The organism is Psychroserpens sp. AS72 (assembly GCF_038900375.1).
Taxonomy (GTDB): Bacteria; Bacteroidota; Bacteroidia; order Flavobacteriales; family Flavobacteriaceae; genus Psychroserpens.
The window spans coordinates 55,857-73,151 of the sequence record NZ_JBBMRC010000003.1 but is presented as its reverse complement, the minus strand read 5'-3'; the positions used below and the strand labels follow the sequence as shown (position 1 = coordinate 73,151).

General features: G+C 30.4%; 11 protein-coding genes. 8 read left to right on the top strand and 3 right to left on the bottom strand.

The features are described from left to right. Positions 1-214 precede the first annotated feature (214 nt). Positions 215-1,399: an acetate kinase gene (locus WNY78_RS06520; protein WP_342872390.1), complete on the bottom strand. Its 1,185-nt coding sequence runs from the start codon at positions 1,397-1,399 to the stop codon at positions 215-217. 10 nt (positions 1,400-1,409) lie between these two features. Continuing rightward, on the bottom strand, positions 1,410-3,518 hold the full coding sequence (gene pta, locus WNY78_RS06515) for a phosphate acetyltransferase (protein ID WP_342872389.1): 2,109 nt from the start codon (positions 3,516-3,518) through the stop codon (positions 1,410-1,412). Positions 3,519-3,764: 246 nt separating this feature from the next. Here pta and WNY78_RS06510 point away from each other — a divergent pair, with 246 nt between their 5' ends. The 6 genes from WNY78_RS06510 to WNY78_RS06485 all read left to right on the top strand — a co-directional run bounded on the left by WNY78_RS06510 (position 3,765) and on the right by WNY78_RS06485 (position 11,860). Beyond that, complete coding sequence (locus WNY78_RS06510) at positions 3,765-4,820, top strand: serine hydrolase domain-containing protein (protein WP_342872388.1); 1,056 nt, start codon at positions 3,765-3,767, stop codon at positions 4,818-4,820. 63 nt (positions 4,821-4,883) lie between these two features. Continuing rightward, positions 4,884-5,738 carry a type II CAAX endopeptidase family protein gene (locus WNY78_RS06505; protein WP_342872387.1) on the top strand — a complete coding sequence of 285 codons (855 nt, stop codon included), beginning with the start codon at positions 4,884-4,886 and terminating at the stop codon, positions 5,736-5,738. A gap of 47 nt (positions 5,739-5,785) precedes the next feature. Then, entirely contained in the window at positions 5,786-6,517 is a 732-nt protein-coding gene (locus WNY78_RS06500; RefSeq protein WP_342872386.1) for an NAD(P)-binding oxidoreductase, read from the top strand. A gap of 264 nt (positions 6,518-6,781) precedes the next feature. Beyond that, on the top strand, positions 6,782-7,645 hold the full coding sequence (locus WNY78_RS06495; protein ID WP_342872385.1) for an alpha/beta hydrolase: 864 nt from the start codon (positions 6,782-6,784) through the stop codon (positions 7,643-7,645). Between the two features lie 105 nt (positions 7,646-7,750). Continuing rightward, positions 7,751-10,489, top strand: a complete 2,739-nt coding sequence (locus WNY78_RS06490; RefSeq protein ID WP_342872384.1) for a prolyl oligopeptidase family serine peptidase — start codon at positions 7,751-7,753, stop codon at positions 10,487-10,489. Positions 10,490-10,861: 372 nt separating this feature from the next. Further along, positions 10,862-11,860 (top strand): hypothetical protein, encoded by a 999-nt coding sequence (locus WNY78_RS06485; RefSeq protein ID WP_342872383.1) that lies wholly within the window; start codon positions 10,862-10,864, stop codon positions 11,858-11,860. A gap of 9 nt (positions 11,861-11,869) precedes the next feature. On the opposite strand, the gene WNY78_RS06480 is transcribed toward WNY78_RS06485, so the two are convergent. Beyond that, positions 11,870-16,036, bottom strand: coding sequence for a hypothetical protein (locus WNY78_RS06480; protein ID WP_342872382.1), 4,167 nt, complete (start codon positions 16,034-16,036; stop codon positions 11,870-11,872). A gap of 357 nt (positions 16,037-16,393) precedes the next feature. Between WNY78_RS06480 and WNY78_RS06475 the strand changes: the two genes are divergently transcribed. After that, positions 16,394-16,762 carry a hypothetical protein gene (locus tag WNY78_RS06475; RefSeq protein WP_342872381.1) on the top strand — a complete coding sequence of 123 codons (369 nt, stop codon included), beginning with the start codon at positions 16,394-16,396 and terminating at the stop codon, positions 16,760-16,762. A gap of 2 nt (positions 16,763-16,764) precedes the next feature. Continuing rightward, positions 16,765-17,295, top strand: a complete 531-nt coding sequence (locus WNY78_RS06470) for a helix-turn-helix transcriptional regulator (RefSeq protein WP_342872380.1) — start codon at positions 16,765-16,767, stop codon at positions 17,293-17,295.

The following is a 17,295-nucleotide window of genomic DNA, read 5'->3' as shown; positions in this document are numbered from 1 at the left end:
GATAGTTAGTTCTCATTAAACATTAAAATAAAACCCAAATGAAAAATACAACAGTTAAAACAACAAAAAGAAAAGTTTTTAATTTTTTGAAAAGTATGATGAGTGGACCTCAAAATTTTTCAAATACATTTCACATATAAATTGAAATTAATTTAATGTAATTACTAAAGGTGTTCTGATGAGCACCTTTTCTTTATTTTAGTAAACTCCAAAATTAATGCACCAACTCATATGCCTGTTTTGCAATTTCTAATTCTTCATTTGTAGGTATTACCAGTACTTTAGTTTTAGAATCTGTAGTATTAATTTCTCTGATGTTTGACGATCTGAGGTTATTTTTAACCGCATCTAAATGAATTCCGAAGACATCCATATCCTCACAAACCAATTGTCTAATCACACTGGAGTTTTCGCCAATTCCTGCTGTAAAAACAATAGCATCTATACCATTCATTGCTGCAACATAAGCTCCAATATATTTTTTAATTCTGTACGCATTCATTGCTAGAGCAAGTTTACAGTCTTTATTTCCTTTTTCGGCTTGTGCTTGGATATCTCTTAAATCGTTATAACCTGTTAAACCTAACATACCACTTTCTTTAGTTAATAATGTATTGACTTTATCTAAATCAAAACCTAAAACAGTAACTAAGTAAAATACAATGGCATGATCTATATCACCACTTCTTGTTCCCATAATTAAACCGTTTGAAGGTGTAAAACCTAAACTATGATCAACACTCTTTCCGTTTACAACAGCAGTCATACTGCAACCATTCCCTAAGTGAATGGTAATAATTTTAGATGTTTTTAATTTTAAATACTGCAGTGCTTTTTCTGTGACATATTTATGACTTGTGCCATGAAATCCATAAACCTGAATGTTATGATCTGTATATAACGAATTAGGGATGGCATACCTTTTTGCTTTTTCTGGTAAGGTTTGAAAAAACGCAGTATCAAAAATTGCGGCTTGTTTTGCATTAGGAAAAAGCGCTTCTGCAACCACAATTCCTTCTAAATTATTCGGATTATGTAAAGGTGCTAAAGCAGAAATCTCTTTTATTTTTTGTTTCACGTCTTCGGAAATGAGCGTTGTATTAGAAAAAGAGTTTCCACCATGAACCACACGATGACCTACAATACCTATATCGTCGGTGTTTTCAATAACGCCTTTTTCAGGATCTAATAATAATTCTACAATTCGTTTTAAACCTACATTATGATTTTTAATAGGACAGGTTAGTTTTATGTTATTACTATCCGTTATATAATTTATGATGCCATCCTTTTCTCCAATACGTTCTACCAATCCACTGCAAACTAAAGTTTCCGAAGGCATTTGAATTAATTGAAATTTTATGGAAGAGCTACCAGAATTAATGACTAAAATATTCATCTTTTTTATTTTATAAGTCTTGTGCTTGAATAGCCGTTACAATTACTGTATTAAAAATGTCATCTGTTGTACAACCTCTACTCAAATCGTTAACGGGTTTGTTAAGACCTTGTATAATTGGTCCAATAGCTAGTGCTTTCGTTTCTCTTTGTACAGCTTTATATGTGTTGTTTCCAGTGTTTAAATCTGGAAAAATAAACACATTGGCCTGACCTGCAACTTCAGATTGTGGTAATTTAGTTTTACCAACATTGATATCAACAGCAGCATCATATTGTATAGGACCTTCTACTTTTAAATCTGGACGTTTTATTTTAATTAGTGCTGTAGCAGCTCTTACTTTTTCTACATCTTCACCAACTCCAGACGTACCAGAAGAGTAGGAGAGCATTGCTATTTTAGGTTCTATGCCAAAGGCAATACTTGTTTTTGCAGAAGAAATTGCAATTTCAGATAATTGCTCTGCAGTAGGATTTGGATTAATTGCACAATCTCCATATACCGAAACACGATCTTCTAAGCACATAAAAAAGACAGAAGATACAATAGACGTCTCTGGTTTTGTTTTGATAAATTGAAGCGCAGGTCTAATTGTATGTTGTGTGGTATGAACAGCACCAGAAACCATACCATCTGCATCGCCTTTATGCACCATCATGGTTCCGTAGTAAGACACATCTTCCATTAAATCTTTTGCCATTGCTAAATTGACGTTTTTATGTTTACGCAATTCATATAAAGTTTCTGCATACGCATTAAACTGAGGCGATTCAATTGGATTAATCACTGTAATTTGGTTGATATCTAAAGCCAAATCTAAAGCTATAATTTTCTCTTCAATTTGTTTTTTGTCGCCTAATAAAGTGATGTTCACTGCGTCTAAATCTATCAATTGTTTTGTAGCTTTCAATACACGTTCATCTAAACCTTCTGGTAACACAATATGTTTTTTGTTTGATTTTGCTTCTTTCAATAGGTTATACTGAAACATTCTAGGTGTTACACCTTTAGTTTTAAAAGTAATCAGTCGTTCTACAAGTGTATCTACTTCTACATATTGTTCAAAATCGTTAATAGACATTCGAATCTTATCTGTGTTTTCAGCATAAATTTTTGATTTAATAGTACCAATATGATTTGCTACGGAAAATGTTCCGCCTTCCGTAGAAATAATCGGTACAATATCTGAAAGTCCTTCAATTAGTTTAATAATAGTATCTTCTGGAATAAGTCCACCAGTGAGCACAATACCGGAAACCATAGGATAATTATCAGAAACATTAGCTTGTAAAGCTCCTAAAATAATATCGGCTCTGTCACCAGGAGTAATAACCAATCCATCATCTTTTATATGGGTTAAATAATTACGTAGTTGCATAGCACCAACACTAAAACTACCTGCTTGATTGTTGATATGACTGTCTCCAAAAAGTACTTTAGCACCTAAAGCATCAACAATTTCTTTAATTGACGGATTAGATAATTTTGGATTTAATGGTATAGCATTAGCTATGATACTAGGAGGTAACACTTTTTTTAATTCGTTGACAACTAGATCTATATTTTGTGGATCTACTTTATTAGCCATTACAGATAGCACTTCAACGCCTTTATCTTTAAAAGAGTCATAAGCCATGTATAAATTATTGACGAGTTCGTCTAATGTTTTACCTTTTCCTGAAGCTAAAATAATAGCAGGTACTCCTAAATTTTTGGCAATTAAAACATTGATATCAAATTCTATAATTGCACCTTCACCAACAAAGCTACTGCCTTCTACTAACACAAAATCAAAACGTTCTTCAATAGCTTTAAATTTATCTATTATCTTACCAATAATCTCATCATCCTTATTCTCGTTTTTCTTTTTAATGACTTCACTTCTGGTATAGCCATAAGCGTCTTCAAACTTTAAATCGAGATTAAAATAACTAATCACTGTATGGATATGATTATCTATCTCACCAGATTTTAAATCGTCAATAATAGGTCTAAAATAACCTACTTTTGCTGCTTTTCCCAATAACAATTGCATGAGACCTAATGAGATTAAAGACTTACCACTGTTGGGTTCTGTAGTCGCTATGTAGATGGCTTTGTTAGTTGTTTTACTGTTCATTTTATATTAAAAATAAATTATAATAATTGGTCTCGGTATGAAGTAACAAATTTAACCATTTTGTAATGGTTTGTCGATTGAATTTGTTGTGAATTTAGAGAAAAATAGCCTTTATGATAAAGGGATAAAATAAGCCTACAAAAACCAATTCATCTTCAATTTTTAACAGTTCAGTAATTCACAATTTATTCTTATTTTAATCTGAAATATATTTGTACCATAAATTAAATACAACAGTATAGATTAATGGAAAATACTAAACGAAAAACCAGTACAGGCAAACAAATTTTTAGAATAGTTTTACTTGTTGGGACTGTCATTTCCTTATGGTTTGTACCTTGGATATTAGTAAAGGCTTGGATAGTGCCTTTGCCAGATACGGTTCAGGAGCAAGTAGACCAAACCTTGAGTTATGGTTTTGATGGCGTTATTGTATACGTAGATGAAGCTGGAAAACCACCAGCATTTTATACAGCAGGCTATCATAACCGAGAACTTGAAATACCAGCCAAACCTGATGCATTATTCAAAATTGCAAGTATTAGCAAGCTATATGTCGCAGTTGCTATCACTAAATTAGCTACAGACAATCGTTTGTCTTTAGATAAAACGCTAGCTGATTACTTTCCGGAACTCGTGGGAAGAATTGAAAATGCAGATAACATCACATTACGAATGATGGTACAACATAGAAGTGGTATCCCTAATTTCACAGACAATACTGATTTTTGGAAAAACCAACCCAACACTAATACAGACGTGCTTCAATATGCACTTGATTTACCAGCAGACTTTGAACCAAACAAAGATTATGGATATTCAAATACGAATTATTTACTGCTATCTAGGATCATTGAGAACGTAACAGGAGGTAGCCGTCAAGACTATTTTAAAAAGGAAATTTTAAATCCATTTGGGTTGACAAATACATTTGGTTCACTTGATGACGTAAATCTAGACGATGTTATGAGTGGTTATTATGTTGGAGATGAAAAGGACTTCAAAAACGAGAATCAAGGAATGATGATCGCTACAGCAGAAGATGTTGGGATCTTTTTAAGAGCTTTAAATGATGGGTCATTACTTAATGAAAAAGAAATGGAACTCTATGCGTCAATTTATGAATTTAATCATGGAGGATTGGCTCCAGGTTACCAATGTATGGCAGAATATCATGAGGATATTGATGCTGTTGTAATTCAATTTATGAATACCACCGATTTTGAAGGCTACCAATGGAATTTATTACAAATAACACATTCGCGTGTTGTTAAAATTATACGTGAAGCAAAGGGTTTGTAAAACATTAAAAATTGTAACGTAACAAATTTCACACAATCTCGTCGATAAATAAAACAACTAATTATGGCAAAATCAATAGAAAGTAAAAATCAAACCTGGAAAACAATCTTCATATTTCTCGGACTTGTAATTGCGCTTACTTCACCCTTTCATTATGCCATAGTAAATTTATATCCATCAAGAATCTATGTTGGAGCTATCATGTGGTGTCCTGCCGTAGCTGCAATTATTACCTTAAAAATAAAAGGACGTAAAATGTCTTCTCTATATTGGAATTGGGGAAGTTGGAGATATATCCGATTGTCATATTTTATTCCTGCCTTATATGGTATAATCACTTATATGTTAATCTGGATTTTTGGATTCGGAAGCTTAGCTAATGAAGAAACAATTACAGAATGGGGAAAAGAACTTGGTTTGATTGGAATAGGAACTTTAAACCCGACAGCGATAACAATCATCGCTATTATTTTATTAGGTACTGTTGAAGTGATAAGAGCTTCGGCAACAACTTTAGGAGAAGAAATAGGATGGAGGGGATTTTTTATCTATGAGTTGAGAAAAGTACTGTCCTTTACTGGTGTATCTATTTTTAGTGGAATTATATGGGCTGCTTGGCATTGGCCACTGCTTGTTTATTATAGTAATAATATGCTATTAGAATTTATAACATTCTTTACCGTAATCATTTCAATGTCATTTATTATGACTTACTACACTTTTAAATCTAAAAGCCTGTGGCCAGCAGTAATTTTTCACGCAGTAAGTAATGTGTTTATTCAAAAAATAATGCCTCCTCTAACAATAAAAGTGGAAGAAACTGAATATTGGCTTGGTGAAAACGGAATTATGTTTGCCATAGTAACATTTGTTTTTGGATTATACTTTTGGAGAAAGGCAGTAAAGGAGAATTTATAGAAATAAAAATATATTATCAATCAATCAATCAATCAATCAAAATCAATATGACAGTTTTAGTAGTAGGTGCAAGTGGTGCCACAGGAAGTCAATTAGTAGAGCAACTTTTAATTCAAAAACACAAGGTAAAAGTCATTGTTAGATCACCAGAAAAGTTACCAGAAGCCTGGAAAACCAATAGCAATCTTCAAATCATTTCAGCAAGTGTTTTAGAATTAAGTGATAGCGAAATGCGTGAAATTGTAAGCGATTGCAATGCAGTTGCGTCTTGTCTTGGACATAATATGTCTTGGAAAGGTATTTACGGACAACCAAGAAGACTGGTAACAAATGCAACACGACGACTTTGTAATGCGATAACATCTAATAATTTTGATAGTCCAACAAAGTTTGTTTTAATGAACACAACAGGAAATCGTAATCGCGATTTAAACGAGTCGATTTCTTTTGCTCAAAAATGTGTGATTGGGTTGCTTCGTTTAGTATTGCCACCTCATGTAGATAATGAAAAAGCAGCCGATTATTTACGAACTCAAATTGGTCAAAATAATATCGCTATAGAATGGGTTACAGTGCGACCAGACGGATTAATTAATGAAGAAAACGTTTCCGATTATGAAATTCATCAGTCACCAACTAGAAGTGCCATTTTTAATGCTGGTAAAGTAAGTCGTATAAATGTTGGTCATTTTATGGCTAGTTTGATTAATGACAGTAACTTATGGGCAAAATGGAAAGGGCAAATGCCAGTAATTTATTCGGTGACTTTTCCGAAGTAAAAAAAATCAAGAACTAGATTACGTCTAGAAAGATCAACTTATTTATAGATGGTCAGCTAAAAACAAGTCTAAAGCCATGGTCACGTTACTTTTTACAATACAATCCAGCTGACGAAATCGAAAAATTACAAATCCCAGTCTTGTCATTAAATGGAAGCAAAGACACACAAGTCAATACCAAAATAAATCAAAAAGGTATTCGTAACACATTAATTAAAGGTGTAAATAAAGATTATAAATCACTAATTAGTTCATTGATCAAGAATGGAATCACAATATAAATCTGAAACAGGAAAAGCTGACATTTTAAATCTTTATAATCAAAAATTAGAGGATCTAAATATCAATTATCAGTATCAAGAGGTCGAATCGTCTTTTGGCAAAACCAATGTGATTATAACAGGAGATGCCACAAAACCACCAATACTGCTTGTTCATGGCTCTAATGGTTGTGCACCAATTGCCTTAGAAACGTACAAAGGATTAGAAACGCATTTTCAGATTTTTGCAGTTGATGTGTTGGCACAACCCAATAAAAGTGCTGAAACACGATTATCAATGAAAAATGATGACTACGGAAAGTGGCTACACGAAGTTATCGATAATTTAAAATTAAATAATGTAACGCTTGCAGGATTTTCGTTTGGCGGACTAGTTATTCTAAAGGCTTTAGAATTTAAAGATACCAATATCAAAGACGTATTTTTAACTGCTCCTGCATACATTGTAAACGGAAATCCACTAAAGGCATTGTTTAAAGTATTTATACCAATGAAACGTTATATAAAAACTAAAAACACAAAGTATGTAGAGCGTTTTTTAAATGAACTGTTTACAGAAAAAGACGAGTTTGCAATACAATTTCTCTCTAAAGTATTTTTGCATTTTAAAATGGATTTCACACCAGTTCCAGTAATAAATAGGAGAGACGCTAATTCAATAAAAACACCAATAACACTAATAGCAGCAAAACATGATCTAATGTTTCCTGGTGAAAAAATGATAAAACGAGCTCATAAAATATTTCCATCCTTAAAAACAGTTGTTTTATTAGAGCAATCAAAACATGTTCAAAATAATAGAGATAATGAACGGATTGTAAAACGTATACAAGGTAGTTTAGAATAGCACAGAATTGATTGTTAATTACTTGTTATATGTTTCTAGCAATAAGAGTTTTAACTCATTTTAAATAAAGCTATATTTGGATAGAATTCATCTAACCAATTAATTATGAAAACCCTCTTAGATTACCGCATTTCTATTTCCGTTGTTATCATTCTTATTAGTAGTCAGTTTAGTTTTGGCCAAACGCAAAAACCGCTTACTTTAGAGGATTACGCACAGTGGAACAGCATTAGACAAACAAGTATTTCACCCAACGGAAATTTCATGACCTATGCGTATGAACCAAATGAAGGTGATGCGACATTGCACATTCGCAACATTGATGGTGATACGCTTCGCACAATAATAAACGGGAAAAGTGTTTCTTTTTCTGAGGATAGTAAATGGTTAGGATATTTAGTGGATCCAACAAAAGACGTCGCTGATAAACTTAAGAAATCCAAAAAGCCAGTCTTAAGTGATTTACAAATTCTAAACGTTGAAACTAATAACATTTCCGAAGTAAAAAGTGTTAGAGCATTCAGTTTTTCAAAAACGTCCCAGTTTATTGCTATTCATAAAAATCGCACTGATAAAAAGGCAGATCATAAAGGAAGTGATTTGTTGCTTAAGGACTTGCAAGGTGATAAAACACTCAATATTGGTAACGTTTCAAGCTACGCGTTTAATAAAGAAGGCACTCTATTTTCTTATATAGTTGATGCAGATGGAGACAATGGAAATGGTTTGTACGTCATTGATTTAAGTAACTTTCGAACATGGCCATTGCACACAGGACCTTTTACGTATTCTCAAATGACTTGGAACAAAGAAAACAATCAAATTGCTGTGCTATTTGGTGCAAAAGAAGATGATAATATAGAACGTGACAATACAATGTATTGGACGTCTAATTTGGTTTCTGGAATGACAACACTTGGAATACAATCTACGTATGTACCAAAAGATGATGCTAAATTTCCTAAAAATATGGTTATTAGTGAGTATGGTAACTTAACATGGAACGCAACTGGCACAAAACTATTCCATGGAGTTAAAGAACAACAAACCAAATTAAAAGAAGAAGATTCTCTAAAAGCTAATGTAGATGTATGGCACTGGAAAGATGAGCGCCTACAATCTCATCAAATGGTTCAAGCTAAGCGTGATCGTAAGGCAACGTTTGCTTCCGTATTGAATCTTGCAAACAAAGGCTTTATGCAATTGGAAAATGACGATATGCCTTCAGTAGAAATTAGTGAAAAGAATGATTGGGCTGTTGGAAGTGTAGATACCTTATATCGCAAAAATGTTAACATTCCTGGAGGTTATGAAGATTTATACAGCATCAATACAAATACAGGAGCTAAGACCTTAATTGCAGAAGGAGTTTTTAGAAATATGGGAATGTCTCCAGATGGTAAATGGGAATTGTTCTCTAGAGATGGTGTTGTTATGGCTTATAATTTTATGACTGGAACACTTACTAATCTAACAGACAGAACAGGAATCAGTTTTATAGATGAAGATGATGATAAACCTGTAGAAAAACGTACTTATGGTGTCGCTGGATGGTCTAAAGATGGAGAAACGTTGATCCTTAACCACAAATATGATTTATGGACTATTGGTCTCAACTCTAATGTTTCAGCAAATCTAACTCAAGGCATCGGAAATAAAGAAAGCATCCGTTTTAGGTTAGTACAATTGGATCCTGAAGCTAAGACCTTTGATTTAACAAAACCGTTATTGCTTTACGCTTATGGAGATAAAACAAAAAAATCTGGCTACTATGAAGTTGTGGTAGGCGAGAAGCCAAGCGTATTGCGTTATGAAGATAAAATGATTGGGAGAGCAACCAAGGCAAAGCACGCAAATAAAATTATGTATACCCAACAAACTTTTGTTGACTTCCCAGATTATTGGGTATCAGATTTGACCTTTTCAAAAGCTAAAAAAATTACAAATGCCAATCCGCAGCAATCCAATTATAAATGGGGAAAAAGAGTATTAGTAGATTATACAGATGAACGAGGACATAAGTTACAAGCCACGTTAGCTTTACCTGCAGATTATGATTCTAAGAAGACCTATCCGATGATTGTGTACTTCTATGAGAAAATGTCTCAGCGACACCACTTATATTCAATGCCAACCTATGATGATAGACCACACATGTCTACCTATGCAAGTAATGGCTATTTGGTATTGATGCCAGACATCGTTTATGATGTAGGTTTACCAGGATCGTCAGCTTTAGATGATGTGACGAGTGCAGTTAAAGAAGTGATTAAACTAGGTTATGCTGATCCAGCTAGAATTGGCATACAAGGACATAGTTGGGGAGGTTACGAATCTTCTTTTATAGTAACACAAACAGATATGTTTGCTGCTGTAGTTACAGGTGCACCATTAACCAACTTGATTAGTATGTACAATACCAATTACAGTCGCGCAGGATTTTCAAATGGTCCACTTCTAGAATGGTCACAAGGACGAATGGGAGTAAGTCCATGGGAAAACATGGAACTCTATCGCAGTCAATCGCCTTTACATCATGCAGAGAAGATTACAACACCTTTTCTTATTCTTCATGGCACTAGTGATGGTGCAGTAGATTGGAATCAAGGATTAGAATATTATTCGGCAGCAAGACGATTGGGTAAAGAAGTGATTCTATTGTCTTATCCAGGAGAACCACATCATTTAAAGGTTGAGGCTAACCAAAAGGATTTTCAGATTCGTATGAAGCAGTATTTTGATTATTATCTCAAAGGTGATGTTGCACCACTTTGGATAAAAGAAGGCATACCGCATTTGAGTAAAAATCGTTTGGGACCTGAGGAAATAGAGACTGGGAATTAGAATTTATTGAGTATTCACTTTTCAAATCCACTTTTGTATTATACTGTTATTGCGTGTTGCCTTTATTGAGCGTAGTCAAAGTGTAACTTGAGGTTTATTTACGAGATTTATATTTCAAATTTTTGAGGTTCACGAACACCTATTTAATAAAATAGAGTGTGTGAGTAAACACGTTTTTTACGTAATCGAAGTACGAAGATTCATGAATTCCTATTAATGAAATATAAATGAAATGAATAAACGACGAAAGGAGAGAAGTGGCAACCGAATATATGAGGTTCACGATTTCTGATTTAATAAAATAGGCATCCATGAGTAATGTGTGTGGAATGGGATTAAATAACTTTATATTTATATTAAAATTACAATTCTATGACTCTAATTATTGGATTAAAATCTAAGAATATTGCAATATTAGGTGCAGATACGCAAGTATCTAGCAAAATTAAACGAACAAAAGAAATAGTAGAAAGAAGCTTATTACATAAGCTAGACATATACCCTAATAGTATATTTTCTTATTTAGGAACCTGGGATTTTGATAAAGAAAATACGTTAGATCATTTTAGAGGAGAATTAAAAAATAAATTTTTCAAATGTTTTTATGCTAAATCATTTGTAAAAAAATTAGATAGAGATGCAGTTTTAATTGGTTTTACTAAAGTATTTAGGATATATCAATTTATATTTTTAGGTAAAAAAGCCAATAATATTCAAACTCTTAAATTAAAAAATCGTTTTTTTCTTTTTAATGACCCATATTCTGATTATGAGAATTATGAAACAGTAAAGATGAAAATTATTAGAGAATCTAAAATCTCGGATAACACTTTATTCGACAACCTATTTTTAATTAATAACCTAATTCTAGGTGAAATTATAAAAGGTAAAGATTTGGATTTGCCAATGATAAATAATAATCTAAATGTTATTGGAGGTTATGTTACTATTTCGATATTAACAACTAAATATTGGTGTAATCTTTTACCTTTTAAATGTTCAAAAAGCTACAACCTTTTTGAAGGCTATAATGCTAAAACTTTATTAGATGGAAATACTAGTCCTTTTGGGAATTCAATAAATTTTAAAGAAATAAAATATATCGATAATTTAGCTATGATATTTTATGCTTTAAAAAATCCTCAAAATATAGGCATAAAGCAGGATTTATTTAATTGGCTAGAATTACAAATAAATCATATTAAAGATAAAAACCTAATAAGCTGTTATTTGCTACGTCTAATAGTGATACACATAAATACTCTTATTGAAAATAAAATACCAGAAATTGATTGTGCAAATCCTGATGAACTAATTTTTGATGATGGAAATGAATTAGATATTGATTATTGCTATTCTTTTTTCAATTAAGTATAAATATTATTGTAAACCATTAACAGTTGATAATGCCTTTTTTAATGTATATATCGCTGATTTTGAATTAATGTAGCTATCCAGTGAATCATCAATTAATCTATTGATATAAAATAAATCTGAACCTAATCTTGCTAAATTTTCTTTTATATCCATTAAAATTGACTGAATTGATTCAAAAATATCTTCCTTAATAGAAAAGGTAATTATTAAATAATTAAAGAAATTCCTGTAAGTATGTGACTCAAATCTGTCGAATTCTGATTTGTAAATTAAATTAAAAAAGGTCTTTAATTGATTTAAATCTTTAATGTTATTAAAATTATTAAATTTCATATAGCCGAGCGTTGGAACAATACCTTTCTTTAATAATTTCATTAAATTAGGTAAAGCTTCAGGATTATTCAACATAAATAATGTTTGAAGAGCGTCTACGCGATATCTATCTTCTTCTAAATCTAGATATTCTATTGCTTTGTTTGCGCAAAACTCTGATTCCCGCTTTAATTCTAAAAGAATTCGAATAGCGGTCCAAGTCAAATGTTCATTAATATTTAATGTGCATTCTTTTAGCAAATCAAAATCGTTGGTAAGGGACACATACTTTTCAAGTATTTTACTTTGATTATATAAAGAACTATTATCCCTAAAATATTTTCTAACCTCATTAAAAACACCCGTAAGATTATTGCTTACAGCATATTCAATATGCTTTGATTTTGAAAAACCTATTAGAGAATCACTTTTTATATTTGAAACAATTCTTTGATTAAAAACATTATCATCATTGATTAGTCTTTTTAGTTTTGCATACTCTTCATCCGAATCATCAGATTTTGTGAATTCATAATATCTAATACAGTTTAGTAAGAAGTCCTTAGGTAACTCAATATCTAATAGATTTTGAAAGAAAAAGATAGTTTCTATTTTTTGATAATCATTTAAGAAATAAAATGAATTTGGTCCAGACGCTCTAGCAACATTATTAAAATCAATCAGATTAGCTTGGTCAATAGACCAATCAATTATGGCCTTTTTTTGAGATTCTAATATTTTATAATCTCGATTAGAGCTTTTATAACTTTCAATAGTTGATTTTATTTTTTTAAATAATACAAATTCATCCTTTAAGAAGCTATTAACTAATGCCATATTAGTTGAATTCTTACCACGTGAAAAAATAATATGATCTAAAATGGCAATTTGTGCATCAATAATATTCCAGTGACCATTTTTATCCCACCATTCGCTTCTAATTTTTCTAATTCTATCACCATCAATTTCCTTACCATATTTGGTGAAAAGATATCTAATTCTAGACTTAAGTTTTTTCTTGTCAAAAAGAATATCAAAATTCTCTTGAATATGAATTTTGAATTTTTCTCTCTGTTTAGTTGCTTTTTTTTCTGTAAAAGTAGGTTCTTTAAATACTACTCCTTTGCTTTCCATTAATTGGTGAAACTTTTCAGATAATTGTCTAGAACTAGAATTTCCTATGTTATTTCTCCAATATTCAATTTCCTTATCCGCAGTTTTTAATTCAGTTAGCCTATTGCACAAAAGATTTAATGATTCTTGATTTATTATTTCGGATATGAAATACCTTACCTTACTTTGCTCAAAAGAATTCAATAAAAACTCTATAGATCTTTGTATTGTATTACTTTCAATTATAATCTTTTTAAGTAAGTTTTCATGTGTGTGAAATCTATAATCTTCTTTTATTTCAGATAATAATTGTTCAATATATTTTTCGTCATTAGCTATATAAAATTTGATTTTTTCTAATATTATTTTCAGTTCGTCTTCTTCTCTGTATCTATTAATTCTGATATCGTCAATGAAATGATATTTAATAATCTTTAAAAAATTATTAGGATCTTTTATTTTAAATATTAACTCATTTATCGAGTATTCATTACCTCTTCCGACTTTATCTTCAACTTCTCTTTCTTTAATTTTATATATTAGCAAAAATTCACGTTGAATAAATTCGAAAAAATCCTCAACATCATCAAGTTCTAATAATAAATTCATTAAACTTCTATTCAGTTCTTTATGTGTCGATTTCTTAAAACAGTTAAATATTTCTTTTAAATATTGCTTATCATTAATAGTGAATTTTTGTGCATAAATTACTCTGACCATTTCAGACTTGAGACTTAAATCAAATTCTTTTTGTTTCATTTTTTTTATTAAGAAAAGTTTTAATTCCTCAATTTTATTAAAAGAAATTTTAAAGTATCTCAGTATTTCTAATGCTGAATAAACAGTTCTAAAATGCTGATTCTTGTGGTCTTCAATTATTGAAATTAGATATTCATAATTCTGTTGACATGAAGCAAATAATGAAATTTCATTTGGTTGAAAAGTTCCATTATTATTTATCCATAATGTTTGTTGAATACATACTTTATCAAAATAAGCTTGGAAAACTTTTATTTTCAAATCTTCAGAAATCCTATTTGTGTCTGCTTTAAATAAGATTTCAGGTTCATTATCGACAAGCCAATTAACCAACTTATTATATTTTTCAGAATTTTCATCCAATAAGTTTATTAAAAAAGTAATTGAGTTGAATAAAGATGGATGCGTTCTTTTTTTATCTAATATCTGAATAAACTTTAGTATATCATTAATTGGTTGGTCAGAGATTAATTTCGATGCAAAATACTCTTGTAAATTCCTATGTTCATAATACCAATCTGACGTACCTGAAATTATATCAATCAAAGGATTTTTTTTAAATTCTTTTAAATGTTCTGGGTTATCATTAAATACTTTTAAAAGTAAATCTTCATTAATTGTACTAGTTTTCATTAATTCATTAATTAAAGACACTCTTTGTGATTGAGACTTTATTAAAGAAGAATTAAATTTTTTCCTTTTTTGTTTTTCAACAGCATCATTTTTGAGTCTTTCATTAATATAACTTTCCCATAAGGTTGCTGAATTAATCGGTAGACTATTAAATGCATTTAAGTAATTCGCTAATATTTTAATTTGAAAAGGATTTTTCAAAAAAGACCTTGATATTTGGTTAAACTCTATATGATCAATTGTAGCATTGCAAAGTTTTTTTAAAAAGTCAATAGATTCGGTATACTCTAATTCTTTCATAAAAAATGTAGAAAATCCAGTTATATCTTTTATTACACTTTCATAAATATTGGTTCTACAGCTTATTATACATTTAACTTTAATATTTAATACAAAATCTGTATTTAGGAAATCTTCTAGTTTTGAAATAAAATTCTCTACATCAGCTATTTCATCAATGCCATCTAATATTATACATGCATTTTTTAAATCACGAAAATTATTTGGTAGCTTACTTTCAATAGTATCAGATACAGTAAAATTTTTTAAATTCCTATAGATAGGAGTAGAGCTATTTTGTTCTCCAACATTCCAATATTTAAAAGCAAATTGTTCAAGAGATGTTGTTTTCCCTGCTCCAGGATTACCTAGAATAAAAATCTTATCATTCTCACTTACTATTTCATTAAATTTGTAACCTGTATCTCTTTTGAAATCATATTCTAAAATATTCCTACTCTTCGTGAAGGTTCTATCAATAAAATGTTTTTGAGGCACGATATTACCTAGAAATTTCACTCTATCTATTTCTTTTAATACGACTTTCTTAAATGGTGCATTTGAAAAGATTATATTTTTAAATTTTTCAATAATTTTTTCTTCATCTATTTCAATTTTGGGCTCTTCTCCATATAATTCTTTATAAAAATGATTGTTTAATGCAAACAATTCTTTTATACCATTTGATATATCTAGTAATTGACACTCAAAATCAAATTTTGTATTTAGAGTTTGTCTAGTTTTCTCAGGATTATCTTTGTTTTTGAAGATTGATTTTGAATTAATAGCTATGAACAAGTCATTCGAATTATTCAAAGGATAATTTGTTTCAAGTTCTATGGCTTTTTGAAATATGTGACCCATAGCAATACCACTAGAATAATTTTTACATTCTATAAAGATATTATGCAATATGAAATTTTTTGATATCTGAATTTGAACATCAAATCCATCTTGTGTTCCAGAAGTTTGTATCCTATCCTTAGTTATTTTTAGGTCAATTTTATTAAATAACCATAAAAAGAAATCTTTAGTTAATATTTCGAAATGTGTACCTAATTTTTGACTATCCAATTCTAATTGTTTTAAACATAAATATATGTAAATTTATTATTATAAAATGAAAGTGAAAAACCGTATGAAATTTGAGAAAAGCATAAATGAATGCACAAATTCTGTATTTTTTTTCTTCTCTTTATGTTTCTCTACTCAGTTAATTGGACATTCTTTTTACGAAGCGACGATCGGAACGAAGTGGAATGTTGGCGGAATGAGATAATTTGTTTGAAAATTATAATAAAACAAGGATTTATTTGTTTATGTTATAACACATCTATATATTTGTGTTATGCATAACACAACTAAATAATTGTTTTGATCCCTGACTTTAATACAGACGGACTATTACCTAAAGGCATTCATTGGTCTACAATGACTGAAATAAAATCTACTTTTGGGTTTAGTGAAAAAAGAAAAGCCTTAATTAATGGTCTTTTAGAAGCTCTCAAGAGTTTTAAAAACGCAGGATGCAAGACAATTTATATAGACGGAAGTTTTGTTACATCAAAATTAGAGCCAGGTGATATCGATGCATGCTGGGATATAAAAGGCGTTGATCCTACAAAACTTGATCCAGTTTTATTGATTTTCTCAAACCAAAGACGACAACAAAAGCTGAAATATGGGTGTGAATTTTTTCCAAGTAATGAGATAGCGGAACCACCTAATGTGATTTTTTTGGATTTCTTCCAAAAAAATAGAAATAATCTACCAAAAGGAATAATAGGAATCAGACTATAAAGATGATAAAAAACGAAAAACAGTACAGAATAAGCAAGGGAAAGTTAAAGAAGTTTAATGAAGCTCTTGATTTGATTAAAAAAGCTGATAACAATGGAATTCATCCACTTTTAATTAAGGCTCAAATTGATTCAATTGATAGTCAAATTGAAGAATTTAAGCATGACATTTCTGAATATGAAAATTTAAAAACAGGAAAAGTAACACGGTTTATTACTAGTATAGGTGATTTAAGTAAAGGCATCATTAATAGTAGAATAGCAAGAGGTTATAATCATGAAGAATTAGGACGTAAACTGGGAGTAAGTGCACAACAAATACAAAAATATGAAGCTGAGAATTACCTTAACACTAGTCTTAAAAAATTGATTGAAGTAATTTCTATACTTGATGTTGATGCTGAAACTGAATTTAACTTAGAAGAGAAGAGCATACATCCTGAAGTTCATTTTTTAATACCTGATGGTTATAATGCTGAATTAATTCAAAATAAAATTACAAATAGAGGTACAACAGTTGAAATTTGTATATAA